Below are 23,450 nucleotides of genomic sequence, written 5' to 3' on the forward strand. Positions count from 1 at the left end.
ACCATTATAAGGATTACGTGTTAGCGAAATGGCTAATCTTGACATTTTATTTATAGCGTTTTCTAATTTATTTGAGAGATTGAAAATGGATAAGCGAGACAATTTACCTACTGGTAATGTCAATTTTGGTAAATATAGGATTGAGAAGGAACTGGGTCGAGGAGGTATGGGGGTTGTATATAAGGCTTATGACACTCAATATGATATCTATGTTGCTTTAAAATTGATTACTAAACAGGGATTCTCTGAAAAAGATTTGAAACAATTTTCTCAAGAAGTGAAGACTTTGGCGCGCTTGAACCATCCTAATATTGTGCGCTTTTATGAGTTTGCTACAGCTCCTAAATTGTACTTTACTATGGAGTATGTAGATGGCCATACTCTTGCGGAATCTATAGAAAACTATCAAGTAAAATCGTTGTGGTTGATCAATGCAATGATTACGGTGTGTCAGGCTTTGGATTATTCTCATAAACAAGGTGTTATTCATCGCGATATAAAGCCTTCTAACATTATGATTGATAACAGTGGTGCAGTAAAAATCATGGATTTTGGTGTTGCTAAACAAGACAATAAGCAAAGTTTATCTAAGAGTGGCCGTATTGTTGGTACAATGCATTATATGGCTCCTGAACAGGTCTTGGGCAAAGCTACTTTTAAGAGTGATATTTATTCTGTAGGGGCAACGCTTTACGAAGCACTGACTTATCGAACCGTTTACGAGGGAGACAGTCAGATGAATTTATGCTATCAAATCATTCGCAATAATTTTATCCCTCCGCGGCGTATTTGTCCTAAGATTTCTCCTTATCTTGAAGCGATTTGTATCAAATGTTTGCAGAAAAACGTTCGCAAAAGATACGACAGTTTTTCGGAGTTAGGGCATGAGTTCAGAAACTTTAAACTCAATAAACCAATTACTGCTAAAAAATACACTAGTTGGGATGCGTTTTGTAAATTTGTGAATCGTCATCGAATTGTATGTACCAGCCTTATATTTACTTTCTTCGTTCTCATTGCATCTCTTGTAATTACAATACATGCGCTTAACAAATCAGATCGTACTTCTAAAGAACTCGAACTTTTAAATAATGCGATGCTTGACTCTTTGTTATATGCTTCAAAAAGAAATATGGATTTTTTTTACGATCCGAATTTTCTAAAACCTGTGCATAAAATATTTAGCCAGTCAGTTTCATTACAGGTCGGAGAGAAATATAGAGGATTACGTGGAAATATACTTTCTGAAAGTCGTCGCAACGAAGATCTTATACAAGCAATTGAGGATTATAGTGTCGCGATTCAACATCAACCGCATTATTTTTTATATACCAATAGAGGAAAAACCTACCAAAAAATAGGACGTAAGAAAGAAGCTCTCGACGACTATAAGAAGGCAATTACGATAGATCCCCGGCGATATTTAGCGTACTTTCGCCGCGCAGAACTCTATTTTGATTCTGAAAAAGAGAAGGCATTGTTAGACTACACAAAAACAATTGAAGTCAATCCTGCGTACCATCATGCTTATTATGGTCGCGGACGTATTTATTACAATCTTAAGAAATATAACGAGGCGATAAAAGATTTCGATCAAACGCTGCGTATTTTTTCTAAACATCGCAATGCCCATTACTGGAAGGGTCTAACATTTAGAATGCAGGGAAAATTGGACCTAGCTATTAAAAGTTTTACGCGAGAAATAGAGCAAAATCGGCAAAGCTCTCAATCCTATTTCAATAGGGGAGCTGTCTATATACTGTTAGAAAAGTTTCGTATGGCAAAGTCCGATTTTGAGACAGCAATTTCAATGAACCCTAAGCTTTACAATGCCTATGTTCAACGTGGAATTTTACGCTATCGCTTTCTTAGATTATTTGAAGAAGCACACAACGATTTTACATTTGTGATAAAGAAAGATCATCGGAATGCACAGGCTTATTTACATCGTGGAGTTTTGTATTACAAAAAAAATCAATTTGTGAAATCTTATAGGGATTTACTCAAATCTTGCGAAATAGATTCAAACAACGCTACGACTTATTACCACTTGAATATTTGTTGTAAAGCACTTGGTAATGATAAGGAAGCGGAGAAATTTTTGCGTAAAATGAAGGTTTTAGAAAAGAAATAATCAAAGATGAATTTAAAATTTGTAAAGTCGTAATTTTTTTGCTGAAGTCATAGTGACTTGCAACTCTAAATTTTAGACTGCTAATCTTTATTGGATTTCTTTGTTTTTACGGATTCCTGATGAAGTCGAGTTCATCAACTCAATCCTAACTATATATAAAAGACTTTTATTTTTGACAGTGGGATTACTTCCTTGTAACTGCAATTTGGGCAGCTCGCGATCTGTGATAGGAGCGACGAACATACTCCCTCCCATTTCTGGCACAGGAATATCATCTTTATCTTTGTGGACGATACCGAAGCGCCATAAAGCGTCTAGTAAAATTGCTGGTATGCAAAAAACGTCTAATTCTTTCATCAACAAATTGGGGCAGTTAACTCTGGACTGCCCCGGCCAGATCGAAACGGAGAACCTAGGGCCTATCTTCTTGTCGGATAAGACACAAAGCAATACAAATATTCTTACTAGAAGACAATAAAATACATTTGGCAAGTATCATTTCAGTACCAACGAATATATATGGTGTGGGTAATATTTTCCGCGATATAAATGTTTGTTAGGATCTGTCTTTACTAAGACAAACTTCAATTTTTGTAAAAGCTTTTGCGAAAAAGTATTGTCTGTAGCAACACAAGCATTTACAGTATGCAGTTGTAAATTTTGTTTTGCATGGTGAAGCACAACATTTAAAGCCTCAGTCATGTATCCTTTATTCCAATGTTGATAAGCTAAATCATAACCAATCTCTGCACTTTTCATTTCGGCATCATATAAGTGAAAACCACAAGTACCAATAGGAATATCTTTTAGAGTAATACACCAGCGTATATGATCTTGAGAATCAAAATCCATAACCCAAGAAAGAAGTTTACTTGCCTCTTCTATACTTTTTAAGGGCTCCTGATCGTAAAGAAATCTAGTGACATTAGCATCTGAAAAATGTTTAAATATAAAATCGATATCACCTTTGTGAAATTTACGCAATAACAAATGTTTTGAAAATAGTTTTTTATAATGCATAACAAATGTTTTCTATAAAAAAGTTTGGTCTTACAAAACCAACAAAAGGAAAAGAGTATGTTCTATAAACATTTTTTGCTAGGTTCTGTTGACATTTCAAATTTCCCTGGAAGGGAAAAATATATTTAGCCGTGCGGCGAAGCCCACGGTATATGTATTATAGCAGTCTACGACCCCGAAGGCGGTCGAACAATGTTTCACCCCTCAGGGGGTTTGTTGTTTCTATTATCATAACCTCCAGGTTGCACCTGGGGCTAATCATGTTAAGCCCTTCGGGCTATTGTGTCAAAGTCTGTTTTTCCAAATGTCAACAGAACCGTTCCTCTTTAAACTAAAAAATCCAAAGTAGTGGATAACATTCATACGCGAAGGATTCCAAAGATAGTACCTTTAAAAGAATTAAAACTCTTTTGTACGACTTTGGAAGAGAGGGAAACAGAATGTATCCAGCCCTTCAAATAATAAATGTGACCTTTGCAATGGGTTGTAGCAAAGGCGTCCTGACGGAACAGTGAATCAGGCAAACGAGTCTTCTTATAGACGACTGTTTTTGTACATTTTTTGAGATTCTTTTTAAAAATGGCTTTCCGAGCAATATTCAAGCACGCGACATAATCACGATCAGCGGAGAATGTGCAATTTGGACAATAAAACCAAGGAAGAGATTTGTGTTGTTTTTTGTGGTTATCAGAAGATGAAAAGTGTTGCCCTTTGTGCGAACATTTTGGGCAAATGGAGCTGGTACCTGCTGGATGAATAGGCTTTTGTAAAGAATAACCACACAGACTCGCTTTATAATCAGTCAGAGTAATAATTTTTTGGCGGACAGTGGTGTTTATTTGATGATTTTTATTACGAGAGTAACCACGAGATTTAAGTGATTTTAGGTTTTCATAATAGATTTTTGAGCAATTGTAGTGTTTGGCAAAAAAGACAATGATGTTCGCGGCTGTGTGTGAGATTTCTTTGTTAATCAATGAAATTTTATTCCATCTTTTGGCAATTTCTCTATTACATTTTTTGAATAACGAATCTTTGTGAAGAAGCTTATCGCGCTTGCTTTTCCAGTGATCAATATCTTTGTAAATTCGTTGTAATTTACTTTGTATCCCACAAAAATTAGCAAAATATGGCTGCGAAAGTTGTTCGCCTTTGTTATTAAAAACACAAAGAGTAAGAAGTTTACGTACTCCCCAATCAATGGTAATAAAATTTTCGCTTTTTTGTTTTTTAGGTTTTTCGACAGTGATTTTAAAGTCAAGAATTGGCAAATAATCACCATGAACACAATCAAAGCGAAGATCGGGAGATGTTATTTGTTTTTCTTCGAGAAAAGAGGGAAATTTTATACTTGTTTCTAACCAACGCCATTTTATTTGTTTACCACAGCGATCTATCACTTTGAAACTGAGTTTTATTTTGTCTTCGTTTTTAGTTAGTTTTATCGCTTGTCCATCATCAGGCGCATAAGTCAGTATTTTCTTCTTTACTTTCGGCGGTTTCTGTAAAGCGTAAAAATCTTCAGGAATATTTCGATGTTTACGTTTATAATTGATTACTTGCTCTCTGATGTTTTTGACATAATGTGCTTTTTCGAATATTTCGTTTTTAATGAGTAGTTTGTTTGTCCACTTCTTCGGATCATTTGTTTCTTTCATCAGCAGATTAAATACTCGCATGCGATCTCGTACTTGGCGCATCGTTCGACCAACAATCTCCAGCACCCCACGATTGATTCGACTTGGCATTTTACTTTTTTTGTATAACTTTACAAATATCGGCTCTAACACCTTGTATGAATACTTGCTGTTATTTCCATCAAATACACTATACAACTTGTTTTTGTGCGCAAACTCCAAGTACTCATTCGCTTTTTCTTGTACATAAGCCAATGTTTCGCGTAATTTTTCGGCTACTTCCTTATTCTTTATTGGAATTGGAAACGCCAGTACTTGTCCGTTTTTTATTTTGTCTTTTTTTTCTTCGCTCATGCGAACGCCGTCCATAGATTTTTGCGCAATATACCGTTAACACTGACAAAACATCTTCTACAACTACTTCTTCAAATTTTTTCTCTGGTCTTTCATTTAGCACTACTAGTTCTACATTTTTCGCTGTACAAACTTGTTCTAATATTTGTGTTGCAAAGCGCATTAACCTATCTTTATAAGATACCACCACTTGCTTTACATTATCATTTAGTATTAAGCTTAGTAACTTTTTTAGACCTCGTTTTTCGTAATTTAATCCAGATCCTATTTCTGATATTTCTACTACATTTGATGTTTTGTGTTTTTCACTATAATTCTTTAGCTCTTGTTTTTGCCTCACTAAGTCTTCTTTTTGATCATGCGCACTTACTCTTGAATATAGTATTGTTTTTTTATTTTCGTTTTCAATACCAAGCTTTTTTTCTATGCCTTCCAGCTTGTATCTTCTATGTCCACCTAATGTCCGTATTGCTTCTAATCTCCCCTGTTTTGTCCAATCGCGAATTGACTGTGTTGTTACACCAAAAAACTCTGCTACTTTCCCAATACTTATCCATGTCATTTTATTTCTTCCTGACACAGTAATTTCACTTGTTTTACACTATTATAACGTATAATAAAACAAAGTTCAAATAAAAAAAAGTATGTTTTCCGTAAGTTAGGTTTTCAGCATTACTAAGTACTCCAGTATAAATTTTCGGGTATAAAAATAAAACTTATGATAAAGAATACCGTCTCTACCTATTCTATTACTTTTTCGGATGATATCCGAAAACTTTTGCATGGCTGCTTACTTTAGATTTTTACAAGTTAAATCGTTACTGCAGTGTGCCCTAGTGTATGCTAGTTTCTTTGTTGACTGAGTTCTTTCGCTTTTTTGAAATCTGCAATTGCTTTTTTCTGCTGTTTTAACTCTTGATAGGCAAACCCTCTCAGATAATATGAGCTTACATTTCGAGGTTGAATTTCAATCGCTTTGGTATAGTCAGCGGTTGCTTTTTCATACTCTTTTAAGCCATGATAGGATATTCCTCGGTTATTGTATGTATCTACATGATTAGGATTCAGTTCAATGATTTTGGTGTAATCAGCTATTGTTCTATTGTGCTCTTTCAAGCCTTCGTAAATCATTCCTCGGCTGTTGTATGCACTGATGCTTTTAGGTTCCAGTTCAATGGCTTTGGTATAGTCAGATATTGCCTTCTCGTATTCTTTCAGTCTCTCATAAACAGTTGCTCGACCATCATATGCGTCTGTATGTTTAGGATTTAACTCAATAGCTTTGGTATAGTCAGCTATCGCTTTACTATACTCTTTTAGATCTTTATAAACAAACCCTTGTGAGTAATACACATTCGCATTTTGAGGTTTCATTTTGATAATTTCGTTATAATCATTGATAGTTTTTTCGTACTCCTTTTCAATATGCAAACAGTGTTCCATTGCTGAGTCTGGCACCAAAACTAATAATATAATCACAGTTGGCCCAAGATGAAGCCTAAGGCTTTAATTTAGAGGCATTTACACTAAAAAAACTATTTGCATTTTGCGATTTAATATAATAGGAAATATTAAAAAAACTTGATAATATTTTACAAAGGAGTTGATATGAAGATTAATCCAAAATTAAAAGTATTACTTAATTCAAAACAACCTTTGTTAAACAAACTAAATCAACCAATTGCAAGTTATGTCGATTCAATCGAGAATTGTGAAAAAATAGCAAAATATTTAATCTATTACAGAGAAAAAAATACGCAAGGCCCAAACGAAGATACGATATTCGCTATTAAGCAGTTTTTTGAAAATAATGAAGTAAGTAATCACCTAACAAAACTAAAAAAATCTTTTGCATTTACGCTCGTCACCCATCTACTTTGGTATTTACCAGACGCCCAAAGGGAAACTTATATTATGGCAATTCTTTATATTAGTATTGCAGGTAAAAATTGGGATTTTTTAAGCAAGAAGAGAGGTCATAGTAGTGAAACGGCAACAAGGAGCCAAGTTAATCAAGCAATTGAAAAAATAGAACTATGGACAGATAAATTACTTGATCCGAAAATTAAACAAAAAAAGGAAAAAACAAATGAATGTGTCAGATCTATTTAGAGAAAAATACACAAGTAACAAAGATGAGATAAAAAAATTGCTACCCAACGGTAATGAAATTGTGCTTGATATAGAAAAGCTAAACACACAAAAAGCAAAGTTAGATGCACAAAAAACACACTTGGATATCCAAAAACTAGAGCTAGATGCACAAAAAGCAGATTTAGCCATTCAAAAGCTAGAATTAAATGTACAGAATAACCAAGCCAAAAAACAATTTGAAAAAATACAGGAAGACCAACTAACGAGAGAAAAGGATCAACTAACGAGAGAAAAGGATCAACTAACGAGAGAAAAAGACCAACTAGCTAGAGAAAAAAAACAACTAGCAGCGCAGAAAACAAACTAAAGTAGTTGATCTATTATAATTCTGGACTGTATATGGTGATTATAGTTATAAGTAAATGGTATCAATATTAATGGCGCTTTTTTCATTTTTTAAGCCACTAATTCTTGTTCTTAAGTGATCTGTCAAAAGTAATTATCCATTGATATTTTGTTCTTTAATTTTCTAGCTTTGTTGTTCTGAGTTACATAGTTATGTCTGTATGCTTTCGCTTCACTAGAAAATAAAGGATCTGTATTTAATGGGGAATTACTTTTGTCGGCAATGAATGCTTGTGTTATAATGTTCCAACACAGCGAAAGCCTAGACAACGTCCTCTAGCATACGGACTACGCCCGCGCCGATAAGAAGAGCGAAGTAAAGAAGCAGAACCAACCCAACTTCCCCCTCTTTCGCTTCTAATTCCGGTATAGCGGTGGTTTTGTGCATTGAGGTTTGTCGATAGCGAGTTTTTATAGAAATTTTCATCATACCAATCGCGACACCAGTTCCATACATTACCAGCCATATGATAAACTCCAAAAGGTGAAACTCCCAATGGGACTGATACATTCACACATTTGTAATCGGCTGCCGTATTATAAGTGCTTTTAAGATCATGTTGAGAGGCACAAGTCAATTCTGGTGTAGGAGAACTATTTCCCCACGGATACTCTTGAGTGTGTTTACCACGCGCCGCATATTCCCATTGTACCTCAGATGGGAGATAGCTATACATGTTTGTGTTTTTGGGTTCTGTTCCTTGACTACCTATTGTTTTTAATTCATCATGAATTTCGCCATTTCCCTTATAATAACGCCAATCATATCCATTAGCCCACAGAGAATAAGCATTAGCTCCATACCAAGATACCATTACAACTGGTTTACTTTCTGTGGAAGAAATTGGTTTCCACAACTTTTTATAGTGCAAACCGAAAGCACCGTGGCGCGTTCCCTTTTTGACCTCGCCACACCAGTCTTCGATAACTAGTTTAGGAATATTATCAATGTAATTTAAAAATCTCGCAAATGACCAATTTGTAATGGGTTCAATGTCTATCAAAAATGATTCAATTTTTACATTATGAATTGGCTTTTCATCATCCATTGCTGAATGATGTTCGCTGCCAATTACAACATTTTCATGCGGAATTAATACGCAAGACATATTATCTTTTTTTCTACGATAAACAGAGTAACCAGCATCGTTATTACCTTCATGCTGATAAATATTGAGTGTATCTTCGAAATCAGAACAGATGGGCAATTGTGTTTGTTGGCTTACCTCGTTTACAACTTTTAATGTTGGCCAACACTCATGTTTGAGTGTTGGCGTTAATATATTTTGTAGTTTTTTTGTTAAGCTATGTACAGATAAGCCCGTCGTGGTAAAAATTTTTTCACTAACGCTAATTTTAAACTGTTTTTCTAGTTGAGATAATAGTTCTAAACCTAATAGTGAATCTAACCCTAAATCTTCGAGTAATAAATCACTAGATAAAATTTTTTCGCTTTCACAATCTAAAACTTCTGCAATAACTCGTTTCACTTTTTGTTCTAATTTATCAATATCTTTCATGTACAAAGAACCTCCTAGATAAAAGAACAAGAACTCTACTTTATTTGAGTATTAATAAGGCAGAGTTCTTATATTTGCTTATTTTAAATAGAACCTACATTGGAAAATGTGTCTGTAGTCTTATATTTTACCAAATCTTATTATAATCGTTTATTCTTTGTCTTCTGGTTTGTTATATTTAAGTATCTGAGTTTCGTATTGCAATTAATCGAGGATAGACCAGGGCCAGTAAACGGTACTTAGATATAGAAAAAACAGGAAATACAGTTAAGCCTTACAATGCCCTGGCCCCTATATTAATTTGCTGAGCCTGTACAGTATGCGTTATACTGTTAACATTCGCCCTTTCGTTATGCGCGCTATTTCTAGTAGCGAAAAAACAAGTGGTGAGTACATTTAGCTTTGTTGAGGATACCAAAAAAAGGTAATTTATATTTAAAAATATTATCTTTTCCAAAATTGAGTTTTCTAGGCGTTGTTATCTTAGATTTGTTTTCTCTGCTAAAGCCACTCTGAAACCCCCCTTCAATAAATATAGATACTTTGGGGTCGATCAAGGTTTTCACTGGTCAGTAGGGATACATGAGTATGATCACATTAGTAAGGGTGTAGCTGTTTGGGGGCTGCGAGAATGGCGTCTAGATCATGACGAAATGAGATTTTATGCTACACACTTCTTTAACTATAGATCTGACGAAGAAGAATTTAGAAATAAGAAGTAAGGCCCTTTATTTAACTATATTATTCTATAAGTTCGTTTGACAAAACACACTACAGCTACCATCTTTATTTGCAGTAAGTCACTAATAAAAATCAACTTACTCTTTTTTATTTCTCTTTATCTGCTGAGGCTGGCACCTATATTGAAGAAATGTAGTAAGATATAAGATATTGTGGCACCGCTGAGAAACTAAGCGGCAAACAGAGAAAACAAACTTTGATCTAAGCTAACGCGCCAGCTCTCGACCCTACCGGAATTGGCAGTATAGGGGAGCGATCCCTTTGCTGACCATCTCATGGCGCGCCTGCTAACTGGTAACAGCTAGCAGGCGCGCCGTATTTATTTCATAATGCATTTTACATTACTTCTTAGTATGCTGTAATTTATATTCTTCGCGAATTCTTTTAGATGATTGCGCACTGCGTGCAAATATAGCGCGGTCCCAAGTATTGCTACGGTCATTATTCAATACTTGTATTTTATAATAATAGCTTTCTGTTTCAGGAAATGCTTGATCATCAAAATGTGTATACTCTCCGTTTGCATTTGTCGGGATTAATAAAGGAGATATTTTTTCGTAGTTTTCTCCTTTTTTTGCGCGCCAAACGTAGTAACCTAAAATATCTTGTCGAGAGTTTGTCCAACGTAATTTCACACCACGCACAGTTCTTTGAAAATTCATATTAGAAAGAGATTGTTTGGCTAATTGTAATTTTTTTTCTGCTTTTGCTACTATAGAGCCAATAATAAAAATTCCAAAAGGTCCGTTTAGCCCAGTATTATTCCCCACAATACTACGTTGGGGAGCAACATTTCCATCATCGTTTTGATTGAATACAGTCACAGTGTTATTGAAATTCGTGTTAAAAATGAGACCACTGAAGACAGATATCCCCTCTGGGCCGCTTATTGTGGTATTAGCCCCTACAATACGGCGTTGAGGAGCAACATCACCATCATCATTTACATTAAACACTGTTATCGAAGAAAGTATTTCGTCAACGACAAAAATTTCTCCACCTGCGACAAATATTCCTGAAGGGTCATTAAGCAGAGTATTGGCACCAATAATTTCTCTCTGAGGAGCAATATCTCCATCATCGTTTACATTAAACACCAATATATTGCCACCGTCATTACCTGCAACAAAAATTTCTCCACCTACGACAAATACTCCTAGTGGGGAATTAAGGTTGGTATTGGCACCACTAATCGTGCGCTGCGGAGCAACATCACCATCATCGTTTACATTAAACACCGTTATGCTATTGCCATCTTGGTTAGGGACAAAAATTTCTCCATTGGCAATGAATGCCTCATCAGGTCTCGAAAGGCCGGTATTAGCGCCAGCAATAGTACGTTGTGGGGCAATATCTCCATCATCATCCGCGTTAAACACTGTTATACTATCATTATTTCGGTTAGCAATAAAAGCCTCATTACCGAAAACAAACACTCCTCCAGCGCCACTAATCTGAGTATTAGCGCCAACAATATTTGTTATAGGAGCTACATCACCATCGTCATCTACATTGAAAGAACTAACGTTATCACTATTCAAGTTAGCGACAAAAAGATCGCCATTTACACCGCCTCCGACTCCACCGCCACCGCCTCCTTCACAACCAACTATGCAGCCAGCCAAAACAAGAAAAAAGGTTAAAAAGCGAAAGTGTTTTAAATTATTTGATTTTTTCATGATTATTCTCCATCAATGTGATAATATCACAAACTATTTTAGTATGTTTTACGGTTTTCCTAATTGATAACATTCCCTAACTAATCAAGAATTAATAATAAAGATCTTATGATTAATTATAATATTTTTATTATTAAGGTGAAAGAGGTTTTTGGAAAACTTTTGAACATAAAGATTGTCTTGTTTGTGTAGGGCGTATCAACATTTAGATATATATGCGTTTTAATTCACAACGATTATAATACTAAACTTTGAAAGTTATTTGCTATGTTGAGATTTTAGAGTAACTTGTAGCGAGTTTTGCGCTCTACTTTTCGTTATAAATTTTTTTAATGTGTATTTTCGATGATGTCAAAAATTTTACAAATGGTTTGCCAATTTCGTGCAGTAACCTAAAAGTAGAAGAGGTAGTGCCACACTAAAACACCTGTGGGAAGCAGCAGTTTCTTTACACGACGACTACAGTGCTCGGGAAATTTCAAAAGGTTTACGAGTAGAGTATAGTAAACTTCAAAGCCTGATTTCAGAAGCGTCAAAAACAAAGACAGGACCAAGTCCGGCTTTCATCCAAATGGAAATTCCTCCCCGATCAACACAACCAAAACAAAACGAATGGTCAATAGAAATGGAAAAAGCCAATGGCACTAAAATGAGAATAAGTGGTAGCGGTTTGCAAATACCTGATGTAGTTCTAATTTGCCAAAGTTTTGTGGAGAAAAAGTGATGCTGCATTTTTCAGTGCCAGGCTCAGTAGGTTTTAATTCAGTGTCAGGCTCAGTAGGAACGTATACAAGATAATGAGTGAAATACTACTTCACTCGTTATCTTGCGAAAATGAGGTAAGGTAATTCAATGCGAGACTCGTAATAACTTAAAACGTAATAATTATCCAAGATAAGACAAATGTTGAAAACATCATACCATCATTTTCTTTCTTCGGCAAATTTTTGCGACAGAACTAGATAACTTGGCTGTCCATAGATAGTTGTTCTGTAAACTGATTTAGTTTTGCAAAATTGTTGCATAAAAAAGCAAAATTTGTTGTAAACTTTGGTGGATTTCAAAGGACTCTAAAATTGTTACCAAACTCCACGATGAATTACTTATATGGAAGGTGTTTTGTATGATAAAGTGGCTTATTGAGAAATTACACTTTGGACCAATAAAGACTGCTCTATGTTTTTTAGTCGGTGGGATTATCATATACATGGGAACGGCAGAGCTGTATATTGCTCTAACAAATGAACAAACCCTTGTTGCAAAATGCAACCAACTCACAAGTGAAAATGCCAAACAGTCTTGGTATACCATTGAAAACTGCCATGTAGACTACACTCTTTCGATTGTTGTTGAAGATAATGTCTACGTTCCGATATACTCTTCTCCAACGAAAGATGTCAAGGTACGGAAAGTTCTAGAGATTACAGATGAAAAGCGCAAAAAGTTTATCATTATGTTTTTGAATAAAAGTGCTGATGAGCGAAAAAAGTTGGTGAAAGAGAACTCATCAGAGTTATCTTACCAAGGAAAATTATCAGGTATGATTTTGTCTAGCTTTGCAGAAACAAGCGAACAGAGACCAAACATTCGCAACAAATTGGCGATGAGTCATGGAAAACAAACGCAAGATGCGTTTATTATTTTTATTGAAAATCAAATTCCAAAACCATTAGAACAAAGCATTTTTCTTGTAGTCGGGATTATAGCATTGTTACTTGGTGTGTTTAACGTTCGTCGTACAATAAAAGCGATCAAGAATGGAAACGAATACAATTCTGATGATGATTCTTCTGACGAATACGAGCATGATGGTGGTTTTGATGATGATGATTCTTCTGACGAATACGAGCATGATGGTGATTTTGATGATGATGCTGATGATTCTTCTGACGAGTACGCTGATGTTGAAGACAATGAAACGAAAGACGACGATGATCCTGATGGCCAAAACATACTAACCAAGTTTTTAGCGAACGGTTTTCTTTTTCTTTTAGGAATTGGGTTGACGATGACAGGAATTGACAGTCTATATGTTGGCTTTGCTAATTTAAAACAAAGTAGTGTAGAGTACTCTACTTTGGTATCTGACAGCGCTCCTGCATGGATAAAAATCACAAATAGTAAATTGGATTATAAAAAAGCTATACTACAAGGTCCAAATGTTTACGTGCCTATTTTCTCTGCCGAGAATGACAAGGATGAAAAAATACAGATTGTTTTGAAACTAAACGATCAAGAAAAAATCTTTCAGGCATTTCATATTTTAAGAAGCGATAAAAAGCAAGATGCTCTGCAGGTAGATTTAGAAGGCTATGTGGTATCTGGATTAGAAGCTTTTTTGGACGATAGTGTAGACCTAGTTAAAGAAACCTTTGTTGAGAAAAACTACAAAATTGCAGATAACTTAAAGATAATACACGAACGGAGAGTACCAACTTGGGAAGGATTTATTAAATTAATTGTGGGAATAGGAATACTATGCTTATTGTGGTCTATTGTTAGAAAATATGGTTTTTTGTAAGACGATCTCCCACAGGAGTTTTACAAAGCTATTGAGAGTAGTTGCAAAATGTTATTTGTAAGGATCATTGATCCACCAAGTAAGACGCAATATCAAAAAAAATCGTACTGCCAATTCGTTTTTATACATTCTATGCTGAAGTAGAGAATGTTGATAATATTCCTATACCCATGGTTGATTAATATAAAGGCTTTAAAATAGATTTTTAGAGCCTTTACAAAAAATGTTTTACTCGAAAAAACAAGCAACTTAATATCCTTTGTAAGGGATTTATATATGAACATGAAAGTGATCCAAATCTTTTTTACAATAGCTGCCTTGTGGAATATTACAGGCGCTGGCGGAGCGCTATTATTTCCTGAATTTCACACTCAATTATTTTTTGAACTATCTAACAGTAAATTTGATATTGTTGCACATGTAAACACCCAAGCATTTTGGGTTTCAGTATTATTCTTTGGCGTTGGTTATGCAATTGTTGCGTACAATCCACGAAAAAATCACGGAATTTTGTTGATTGCGATTTTAGGCAAGTTATATGTCGCAGTACTATGGTCCTATTATTGGTGGAATGGCAAAATCAAGTTCTTTGGTCTTGTCGGAGCAGTTGGAGATTTTGTTTTTGCATTGCTATTCATTGCCTTTTTACTCTGGTTTTGGCAGCGAAGTAAAAATAATGATTGACTAAAGAATGATATTAGCAAAATAGGATAAAAAATTTTATTTTTGAGTCTGGCACTTTTCAAATTGCTAAATAGGATAAAAAATTTTATTTTTGAGTCTGGCATTTTTCAAATTGCTTTATAGCAGACTGTGGTTTAAAATTGCAAGAAATATCTAATAGTTTTATCGTTACCGGAAAGATCAAATGTGGAAATAAGAGGTAAATCTTTAGAAAAAGTAGAAAGCAATGTGAAATATTTTGGGTGCACTTTCTATTTAGAAAAAGATAAAGAATACAATATAAATAATTCATTGATCGATAATTGTAGCTTCAGAGGAGATGTGTATCTTGATTTTGAGAACTGCGATTTTGTCAACTGTGGGTTTTCCGGAGAACTGAAGTTAGGGAACAAGTCAACCGCCCGTTTAGATAAAATTACTCCTTATACAAATCTCACTTCTCTTAACCTTAGTCAGACGAAAATAAGAGATGCTGGGCTACAACACTTGAAAGGCCTAACCAATCTCACTTCTCTTACTCTCTCTGGAACGAAGATAGGGGATGTTGGACTACAGCATTTGAAAGGCCTAATCAACCTCACTTCTCTTGATCTATACGATACAGAAATATCAGATGTTGGACTACAGCATTTAAAAGGTTTGACTAACCTCACTTCTCTGGACCTTGGTTCTACAAAAATAGGTAATGTTGGACTAAAGCATTTGAAAGGTCTGTCAAACCTCACTTTTCTCGACCTTTATTCTACAGAAATAGAAGATGTTGGGTTACATCATTTGAAAGGCCTCACTAACCTTACTTCTCTCAACCTTTGGAGTACAGAAATATCAGATGTTGGACTACAGCATTTGAAAAGCTTGACTAATCTCGCTTCTCTCCACTTTAGTAATACAAAAATAGGCAATGTTGGACTAAGGCATTTGAAAGATCTGTCAAACCTCACTTTTCTCGATCTTTATTCTACAAAAATAGGCAATGCTGGACTACTACATCTACAAGGCCTCACTAACCTTACTTCTCTCCACCTTAGTAATACAGAAATAGGCAATACTGGGCTAAAGAATTTGAAAGGCCTAGCTAACCTCACTTCTCTGGATCTTGGTTCTACAAAAATAAGCAACGCTGGATTAAGGCATTTGAAAGGCCTAGCTAACCTCACTTCTTTGGATCTTGGTTCTACAAAAATAGGCAACGCTGGATTAAAGCATTTGAAAGGCCTAGCTAATCTCACTTCTTTGGATCTTGGTTCTACAAAAATAGGCAACGCTGGATTAAAGCATTTGAAAAGCCTAACTAACCTCGCTTTTCTTAATCTTGATGATATAGAAATAGAGGATACAGAACTAGAAAATTTGAAAAAACTGCTACCAAAAACTGAAATTTCACACAGTCTATAAAAGGAACGTTTTTCAAAATAACGTATAGTAAAGTTTAACATAAATCAATATCAAATATTATCAAAGAATGTCAACTTGTTCTTGTCGAAAAGAAAAACTAAAGTATAATAAAGTAATGAAACTATCAGAATATGCAAAAAAGAATTCAATAACTTATTTAACAGCTTATCGTCATTGGCAAAAAGGCTATATAAAAGGAAAACAACTCCCGTCAGGAACAATAGTTGTTTTCGACGAAAAGGAAAAAAAAGCTAAGGAAGAAAAGCCAAGCGTGATCATTTATGCACGAGTATCATCATCAGAAAATAAAAAAAATCTAGAGTCTCAGTGCAACCGCCTAAGAGATTATGCAAGTGCTAGAGGCTATCAAATAGCAAAAGAAGTCAAAGAAATAGGATCTGGATTAAATGATAAGAGAGCAAAATTAAAGAAAATTTTAGAATCAGATGATTGGGAAATTTTAATAGTAGAGCACAAAGATCGTTTGGCAAGATTTGGATTAAATTACATTGAAATATTATTAGCAAAAGAAAATAAAAAAATAGAAGTAATAAACAAAACAAGTGGTGATAAAGAGGACTTGATGCAAGATTTCGTAAATATAATTACTTCTTTTTGTGCTAGATTATATGGGTTGAGAAGAAACAAGAGGCGAACAGAGAAAATTATAAAAGAGTTAGAAGAAGAAATGAGTAAAACTGAAAAATAAGTGAGTTTAAGCAAAATTATGAAGCTCGTAGAAAAACATAATATAACAAAAAATAATAAAAAATACTCTGAACTGGACGACTTAAGTTTCCGTTCAAAAAATCTATATAATGCTGGATTGTATGTAGTGCGTCAAAATTTTTTCGCAGGAAAAGGTTTTATAGGTTACGAAAATCTTCAAAAAGAGCTACAACAAAGTAAGCAGCCAGACTATTACGCACTACCAACAAAAGCAAGTCAGCAGATATTAAGAGTATTGTGCAAAAACTTCGAATCATTTTTTAGAGGGTTAGAAGGATACAAGATCAATCCAAATAAATTCAAGGCAAAACCAAAATTGCCAAAGTATAAACATAAGAGTAACGGGCGGAATATAGTTTTATACCCAATAGATGCAATAAACAAAAAAGAATTAACAAAGAACAAAATCAAGCTATCAATGTGTAACATAACATTGTCATGTCAACAAAAACACATCAAACAGGTAAGAATAGTTCCTCGATATGGAATGTACAAAATAGAGATTGTTTACGAGAAATCAGTGTATCTACTCAAAGAAAAAGATATCACGTCGGAATTTCTCTTAGAACTACAAAAAGATACACCAATATCATTGTATTTGAGAAAAAAGTGTTCAAAAATATTGCAAGAAAAAATAGAAAACTACAAATGCGATAAACCAGCAAAGTTTTTAAAAAAAGCAATAGCAGATAAATTGAATTCTTTGATCAAAACAAAAATTTATAACAAAGATATTTTTGATTCTGTAACACTATCAAAAGTAACAAAACAAATATTAAGTCAAAAGCCAAAAGAAGAAAAGTTACTTGAGTTCAATAGATTATTATTAGAAGATTGTTACAAACAATTAGGAAAACATAAAGTTCTTAATCCTAACCTTGATAAAAACAAAATCGCTGGAATAGACATTGGGTTAAACAACTTAGCGGCTATAACTTCAAATCAAAAAGACTTCACTCCTGTCTTGATTAACGGTAGACCTCTAAAATCGATTAACCAATTTTTTAACAAAAAGCGTTCTTGTTTAATGTCTTATATCGGTAACAAAGGAACTAGTAGAAGAATTGAAAAACTTACATACAAAAGAAATTGCGTTGTTAGCAACTACCTTCATCAATCTAGTCGCTATATCATTAAATTGCTAGTTGAGAAAAGTATTGGAACATTAGTTATTGGCAAAAACGATGATTGGAAGCAACAGATTAACATTGGCAAAAGGAATAATCAAAATTTTGTTTCTATTCCCCATTCTCAGTTTGTTAACCAACTTACCTACAAAGCCCAACTTGCTGGTATTGAAGTTCTTATTCAAGAAGAAAGTTACACTTCTAAATGTTCTTTCTTAGACAGTGAACCGATCAAGAAACATCAAAATTATTTGGGACGCCGTGTTAAACGAGGTCTATTTAGGTCTAAACAAAATATTTTGCTTAATGCTGATATCAACGGGGCAGCAAACATTATTCGAAAAGCAATCCCGAATGCTTTTGCTAACGGGATAGAGGGCATAGTAGTATTCCCCAAAAGGATCACTCCTTTTTAAATGAAAATTCATTAAATGTAATATTTGATAATGTTTTCGTGAACTATACCTAGTTTGTCAATCGTTTGGTGGAAGGTATATAAGAAATCAAAACTGATAGGAGAGTTTCATGGCTAAAAACCAAACAAGTATTATTCAGCAAATACGGGAATGTATATTGCAATATCCAGAAGTACAAGAAAGTACTGTTTGCAATCGAATTTCATTTAAGGTAAACAAGAAAAATGTTGTATTTGTTGGTGAAAAAAATAATGATCTTATGGTAAAACTCGAATCTTCTTTACCACAAATTGAGAAGCTTGAAAAAAAATACCCGGAAAATTACAAGGTGGGGAAACACGGTTGGACAACCATTGTTTTAAGTGGAGAAAATCCTCCCTCTTTTTCGGTTATTAGAGAATGGCTTGATGAAAGTTATCGCTTGCTTACTCCAAAGAAATTGTTAAAACTTCTTGATGAGAAAAATAGTTCGCCAGATGTAAGATAGCAAACAAAAAGGCTAAACTGAGTGATTTCTTTTGGAAATTCAATTATTTTGTATTGCTGTCTTACATCAAGTTTATGAAGAAGGCCGATTCTACTCTCTTTTATTGTTCTGTTCTTTCTTCGCGTTTTTCGAACGATGTGAGTAAAATAAAAGCAGCAGTAACCAAATATATGACAGAAAATTCGCTTACAAATCCCAAACAAACCGTGGTTGTTGCTTACGAATTTAGTACTCACCACATTCAAAAAATAATTCAAATATTGAAAAGGTTTTTCCTGAATGTGGAATAAACATGAATGATATAATATTACTAAGTGAGGGAGAATCTGCCTGGCCTTTATTCCCGGACGCAAACCCCGCTGTTAACTTCTCTCCGCAACATCATCTCTACAGCGATTGTTTCTTTGCCGTTTTCAAGTTCGTAATCTTTTGAAAGAGTAGAACATTTTTTCCACATCAAGAAAAGCTAAACCATCGTTTTTTGGCAGGTTTTAATTCGTCGATCCAGTAGTCACCCACTCGTTTGATATTGCCTTTGGTAAATTGTACTGGTTTACTAAAGATAGGGCCATCATAGACAAAAGTGTGGTATTCGTTATGTTCTCCTAGAGGATCAATTCCTTTATCTATAATAAACTTCAATAAATCTTTGGTTAATGTTTGTCCAATAGCCTCTTTTCCTAATTTCGAGTTGCTGCAGCACATGATTATACTTTTAAAGCCGAGGTCTAAGAATTCATTAAAGGCTGCGATTGGATCAACTTGCCATAATGGAACCCATGCTTTCATACCTGCTTTTGCGCATGTTGTATTCGTTAAAGATAAACCATATTCGGTATCGCCAAATATTCCTCCTTGGACGCCGATTTTTGATAAACGTAGTAGCTCTGTTAGGAAAGCTTTCTCATAATCACCATAGCGTTTTTCTACAAACGGACAAGGTCTCAAAGGGATGCCCAAGGCTTGTGATTGCGCCTCTATTAAACGACTATCTAATTCATGCGTTTTTGTTAGGTTTGTTTCAGCAGAGAGCATAGTTACAAGATAGCTTGGGATTGCTCCTGTTTGCATAGCTCGATATAGAGAAAGACAGGAGTCTTTACCTCCACTCCACGAACAAAAAAATCTAAAATCTTTATCAAATGGTTTATTTGGACAGTCTTCATCTCTATTAAATTTAATGTCGGACATTTTTCTAATGATATTGCTAACCTGCACTGTGCCTATATTCACAACTTTTGCATGGATACCTGACAAATTGAGCTGCATACCTATTGAAGAATTGACAAACTTGAGAGCTTCCTGTCCAAACTGTTCTGCAAAATTTTCGTATTTGTTGTGTGGTACACTCGTAATTTCAATAATGGCAGTGCCAAGTGCCAGTTGCGTCCCAGGAGGTAAATTTTCGCGACTTAAGTCCATATCAATATACAGCTGGCTTTCGCTTAGAGGCCATCGAGATTTGTCTGGTTCTATAAGTGTCATTAGACGACAATTTACGATGGTTAGTTGGGTATCAGGCTGCGATTTGTCGCTAGTTTTCCAAATGTCACCTACAAGGCCTTCATCTTGATCTAGTTTGGCTTCTTGCAGTATTTCCCATTTTTTTATCACTGATTGTCGAGCAATCAACTCCAATATTCCCTCTTTTTTAGGAGATTGGCGGATTGTGGCCAATCCTATCTCTAAATTTTCCATTGTTTTTATCCTATAAAAATATAAATAATCAGAGTAATTTAAAAGGAATTTGTAAATGTCCCTACTAGAAATATAACATATTTATATTTGTAAATTACACGATTTGATAGTGAATTGTTTCTTTGTTATATGATATTAGACTACAGCATTCGAATCCGTACTTTTTTTAATTCAGTCTTTCACTGTTTTATGTAACCTTAGAGTCATGTTATCTGTCAAGGTCTTGCGAGAGTGGAGTTGATTACTCTCTCATTAATCGACTTCTAGATGTAATACAAAACCTGCTAGTCTGATTAGGTTTTGTGCTATCTTACGACAGTTCAACACATGTTCGTTTTCCTGCCCTTAGTTTTTTACTTACAGGGATTGCTCATGTCAGATTTAAAACTTAACCGTTTTTCACCCATGCTTATATTTACAATTTAGATTTATTTCTGTGGCATCAGAATTTAGGTTGCAAGTTAATAAAAATCTGTAGTAATATACACCATTCGCAAAACACAATTTAAATGTATAAGAACTTTACAAGGAAATGGTATGTCTCAGGAACAGAGTAGCAAATCCAAAGAATCTCATATGTTAGCTGCCATTTTGGGAAGTGAATTAAATGCGGGAGTTTCTTTTTACGGAACCCTGTTACAAAGGGATTTGCGAAAAAATATCAAATCTCCACTTCTTATCCAGCTTGCATAACTAGATAAACATGTAAATGCTACATGACTAGATTACGAGCAAGATTTAAAAGCGAATGATGTATCTTATTCAATGCATGACTACCCAGGAGCAAAACACAGATTTCATAATGATTCTACTGGAAGATATAATGAAAAAGCGGCTGAGTTAACTTGGCAAAGAACCATTGATTTTTTTAACAATCAGCTTAACTAGAGATATTTGAACTTAAGTGAAAAGTGCAGCGTTAGATTCGCGCGGGTTTTCAATCAGATTTAAATAAAGCAAGCAACAGTGATATTAGAGAAGATGAGCAAAATAGATTGGATAGAAGAAGCGAATGATTTGTATATAGACTAAGTTGATATTATAAATCGCAGTGAACGCAAGCAAACTATACTAAAGACGCTTGTAATAAAATGGTATGGTTAGATAGTGTCTCTTTACTACGAACTCAAAGACTTGTATAAAAAGATCTTGATAAACACTCGCTCAAAATGAAAACCTAATCAAGAAGTTTTTCTACTATTTCAGAAATCTTCTATTCAATTTTAAAACTCACTAAATTTTAAAATAAAACAAACATCTCAATTGAATTCTCCGTATTTAAAAACAAAACAAAACCAAAAAGGAATCAAAATAGGAAACGGAGAATAGTCATGAAGGTTTTTGCTAAAGAAACATCACAAAGTTTAGAGAGTAATACTATCTATGATAGTTGTGTTTTTACTTTACCTGAAGAATATTTTTTTGTTAAAAGATCTACTTTTTCCAACTGTAGTTTTAAATCGGATGTGTCATTTCAAAATTTATCTGAGTGTACTTTTGTAAACTGCAATTTTTCAGGTACGGTAACTCTCAAACAACCAGAGAAAAAAATACCAAATAGCCTTGGTAAAAATGTTAATGACCCAGCGATTTCAAAAAAATCTAGCCGTAGTCATTCAATAACTACTGAAAAAAAATCGAGCCGTAGTCATCCAATAGCTACTGAAAAAAAATCTAGCCGTAGTCATTCAACAATTACTGAAAAAAAATCTAGCCCTAGCCATTCAACAATTACTGAAAAAAAATCGAGCCCTAGTCATTCAACAATTACTGAAAAAAAATCTAGCCCTAGTCATTCAACAATTACTGAAAAAAAATCTAGCCCTAGCCATTCAACAATTACTGAAAAAAAATCTAGTCCTAGTCATTCAACAATTACTGAAAAAAAATCGAGCCCTAGTCATTCAACAATTACTGAAAAAAAAATTCCTAGTTCGTTTAGCAAAGATCACTCAGCAATTTCCAAAAGGTACATTTCATGTAAATACAGAACTGCTGATAAATTAGAAACACTCGATTTATCAGGCCGCAGTTTGTCTCATTTTCATATTGCAGTAGCGAACTCTAAATCTCTTGTCAGTTTACGTTTAAGAAACAATAATCTTTTGGAAATTCCTTCAGGAGTGCGCAATTTAAAATATCTAAAAAATTTATGTTTTAAAAATAATAACTTAAAGGAATTTCCTTTAGAGATAATTGATTTGGAATCATTGGAATCATTAAATTTAGACAATAATAACTTGAGTGAATTGCCAGAAAGTATTTCTCAGTTAAAGCAACTTAAATATTTGAGTATAAAAAACAATAATTTAAAGAAATTACCTTTCAGCATAGGTAACATGAAATCTCTTATTGTACTAAATTTACAGGGAAACGAACTAACGGAACCGCCTTTTGGAATAAATAATTTAAAAGATTTGCAAGTATTGTCTTTAAATCATAATAATTTATGTAAACCACCACAAAAAATTTCGCAATTAGCATCTTTAAAGCAACTAAGTTTACAGTCTAACAACTTGAATGCACTTCCTTCTGAAATAAAAAATCTATCTTGTCTTGACAATTCTTACATAGGTGGATTTCAGAAACAAAAGAGCAACTCAAGTCTAAATTTAGATTCAAAGGAGTATTTTCCTAAAAAAGTAATTAGAAAGTTAAGCAAATTAGTGTTGTCTAGTATTGTGTTCTTAAGTAAGTTCTTTGCTAAACTACTATTTCTTGTCTTTCGTTTATTGTCTCGTATTGTTGGGTATCCTGTTGTTTTACTAAAAACAAAATTGTTTTCTTAGATTGAATGTTTTGTACGTTG

Annotated in this window: 19 protein-coding genes and 1 pseudogene; 12 read left to right on the forward strand and 8 right to left on the reverse strand. The window is 34.2% G+C overall.

Annotated features, from left to right (window positions below):
• Positions 1-85: 85 nt before the first annotated feature.
• Positions 86-2,134, forward strand: coding sequence for a protein kinase (locus UABHE_RS20665; protein ID WP_372365169.1), 2,049 nt, complete (start codon positions 86-88; stop codon positions 2,132-2,134).
• A gap of 87 nt (positions 2,135-2,221) precedes the next feature.
• Here UABHE_RS20665 and UABHE_RS20670 read toward each other — a convergent pair whose 3' ends face one another.
• The 5 genes from UABHE_RS20670 to UABHE_RS20690 form a co-directional block, all read right to left on the reverse strand.
• The gene (locus tag UABHE_RS20670; RefSeq protein ID WP_372365170.1) at positions 2,222-2,491 is read right to left on the reverse strand and encodes a hypothetical protein; all 270 of its coding nucleotides are present in this window, start codon (positions 2,489-2,491) and stop codon (positions 2,222-2,224) included.
• A gap of 138 nt (positions 2,492-2,629) precedes the next feature.
• The gene (locus tag UABHE_RS20675; RefSeq protein WP_372365172.1) at positions 2,630-3,154 is read right to left on the reverse strand and encodes a GNAT family N-acetyltransferase; all 525 of its coding nucleotides are present in this window, start codon (positions 3,152-3,154) and stop codon (positions 2,630-2,632) included.
• 359 nt (positions 3,155-3,513) lie between these two features.
• Positions 3,514-5,145, reverse strand: a complete 1,632-nt coding sequence (locus tag UABHE_RS20680) for a zinc ribbon domain-containing protein (protein ID WP_372365174.1) — start codon at positions 5,143-5,145, stop codon at positions 3,514-3,516.
• The gene (locus tag UABHE_RS20685; protein ID WP_372365176.1) at positions 5,075-5,707 is read right to left on the reverse strand and encodes an IS607 family transposase; all 633 of its coding nucleotides are present in this window, start codon (positions 5,705-5,707) and stop codon (positions 5,075-5,077) included. The genes UABHE_RS20680 and UABHE_RS20685 overlap by 71 nt, the downstream gene beginning before the upstream one ends.
• 281 nt (positions 5,708-5,988) lie before the next feature.
• Positions 5,989-6,624 carry a tetratricopeptide repeat protein gene (locus UABHE_RS20690; RefSeq protein WP_372365178.1) on the reverse strand — a complete coding sequence of 212 codons (636 nt, stop codon included), beginning with the start codon at positions 6,622-6,624 and terminating at the stop codon, positions 5,989-5,991.
• Between the two features lie 129 nt (positions 6,625-6,753).
• On the opposite strand from UABHE_RS20690, the gene UABHE_RS20695 reads away from it, so the two are divergent.
• Together UABHE_RS20695 and UABHE_RS20700 are read left to right on the forward strand one after the other, a co-directional pair.
• Positions 6,754-7,257: a hypothetical protein gene (locus UABHE_RS20695; RefSeq protein ID WP_372365180.1), complete on the forward strand. Its 504-nt coding sequence runs from the start codon at positions 6,754-6,756 to the stop codon at positions 7,255-7,257.
• Entirely contained in the window at positions 7,235-7,606 is a 372-nt protein-coding gene (locus UABHE_RS20700; RefSeq protein WP_372365181.1) for a hypothetical protein, read from the forward strand. The genes UABHE_RS20695 and UABHE_RS20700 overlap by 23 nt, the downstream gene beginning before the upstream one ends.
• Positions 7,607-7,880: 274 nt before the next feature.
• Here the strand turns inward: UABHE_RS20700 and UABHE_RS20705 are convergent, their stop codons facing one another.
• Both UABHE_RS20705 and UABHE_RS20710 read right to left on the reverse strand, forming a co-directional pair.
• Positions 7,881-9,164 (reverse strand): formylglycine-generating enzyme family protein, encoded by a 1,284-nt coding sequence (locus UABHE_RS20705; protein ID WP_372365182.1) that lies wholly within the window; start codon positions 9,162-9,164, stop codon positions 7,881-7,883.
• A gap of 1,082 nt (positions 9,165-10,246) precedes the next feature.
• Positions 10,247-11,584 (reverse strand): hypothetical protein, encoded by a 1,338-nt coding sequence (locus UABHE_RS20710; protein ID WP_372365184.1) that lies wholly within the window; start codon positions 11,582-11,584, stop codon positions 10,247-10,249.
• Between the two features lie 571 nt (positions 11,585-12,155).
• On the opposite strand from UABHE_RS20710, the gene UABHE_RS20715 reads away from it, so the two are divergent.
• The 7 genes from UABHE_RS20715 (at position 12,156) to UABHE_RS20745 (ending at position 18,943) form a co-directional block, all read left to right on the forward strand.
• On the forward strand, positions 12,156-12,308 hold the full coding sequence (locus tag UABHE_RS20715) for a hypothetical protein (RefSeq protein ID WP_372365186.1): 153 nt from the start codon (positions 12,156-12,158) through the stop codon (positions 12,306-12,308).
• Between the two features lie 399 nt (positions 12,309-12,707).
• The gene (locus UABHE_RS20720; protein WP_372365188.1) at positions 12,708-14,105 is read left to right on the forward strand and encodes a hypothetical protein; all 1,398 of its coding nucleotides are present in this window, start codon (positions 12,708-12,710) and stop codon (positions 14,103-14,105) included.
• A 276-nt stretch (positions 14,106-14,381) separates the two neighbouring features.
• A complete protein-coding gene (locus tag UABHE_RS20725) occupies positions 14,382-14,789 on the forward strand; it encodes a hypothetical protein (protein ID WP_372365190.1) in 408 nt (135 codons plus the stop codon).
• 186 nt (positions 14,790-14,975) lie between these two features.
• Complete coding sequence (locus UABHE_RS20730) at positions 14,976-16,184, forward strand: leucine-rich repeat domain-containing protein (protein ID WP_372365192.1); 1,209 nt, start codon at positions 14,976-14,978, stop codon at positions 16,182-16,184.
• A 115-nt stretch (positions 16,185-16,299) separates the two neighbouring features.
• Positions 16,300-16,893, forward strand: a complete 594-nt coding sequence (locus UABHE_RS20735) for an IS607 family transposase (RefSeq protein ID WP_372365194.1) — start codon at positions 16,300-16,302, stop codon at positions 16,891-16,893.
• Between the two features lie 18 nt (positions 16,894-16,911).
• On the forward strand, positions 16,912-18,456 hold the full coding sequence (locus UABHE_RS20740; protein ID WP_372365196.1) for an RNA-guided endonuclease InsQ/TnpB family protein: 1,545 nt from the start codon (positions 16,912-16,914) through the stop codon (positions 18,454-18,456).
• Between the two features lie 109 nt (positions 18,457-18,565).
• Positions 18,566-18,943 carry an MmcQ/YjbR family DNA-binding protein gene (locus tag UABHE_RS20745; RefSeq protein ID WP_372365198.1) on the forward strand — a complete coding sequence of 126 codons (378 nt, stop codon included), beginning with the start codon at positions 18,566-18,568 and terminating at the stop codon, positions 18,941-18,943.
• Between the two features lie 456 nt (positions 18,944-19,399).
• On the opposite strand, the gene UABHE_RS20750 is transcribed toward UABHE_RS20745, so the two are convergent.
• Positions 19,400-20,641 (reverse strand): hypothetical protein, encoded by a 1,242-nt coding sequence (locus tag UABHE_RS20750; protein WP_372365199.1) that lies wholly within the window; start codon positions 20,639-20,641, stop codon positions 19,400-19,402.
• Between the two features lie 579 nt (positions 20,642-21,220).
• Between UABHE_RS20750 and UABHE_RS20755 the strand changes: the two are divergent.
• Both UABHE_RS20755 and UABHE_RS20760 read left to right on the forward strand, forming a co-directional pair.
• Positions 21,221-21,529 (forward strand): annotated as a pseudogene (locus UABHE_RS20755) (dienelactone hydrolase family protein); the annotation flags it as partial.
• A 443-nt stretch (positions 21,530-21,972) separates the two neighbouring features.
• Positions 21,973-23,430 carry a hypothetical protein gene (locus UABHE_RS20760; protein ID WP_372365200.1) on the forward strand — a complete coding sequence of 486 codons (1,458 nt, stop codon included), beginning with the start codon at positions 21,973-21,975 and terminating at the stop codon, positions 23,428-23,430.
• Positions 23,431-23,450 lie beyond the last annotated feature (20 nt).

Source organism: Candidatus Uabimicrobium helgolandensis (assembly GCF_041508025.1).
In the GTDB taxonomy this organism is placed as follows: domain Bacteria; phylum Planctomycetota; class Uabimicrobiia; order Uabimicrobiales; family Uabimicrobiaceae; genus Uabimicrobium; species Uabimicrobium helgolandensis.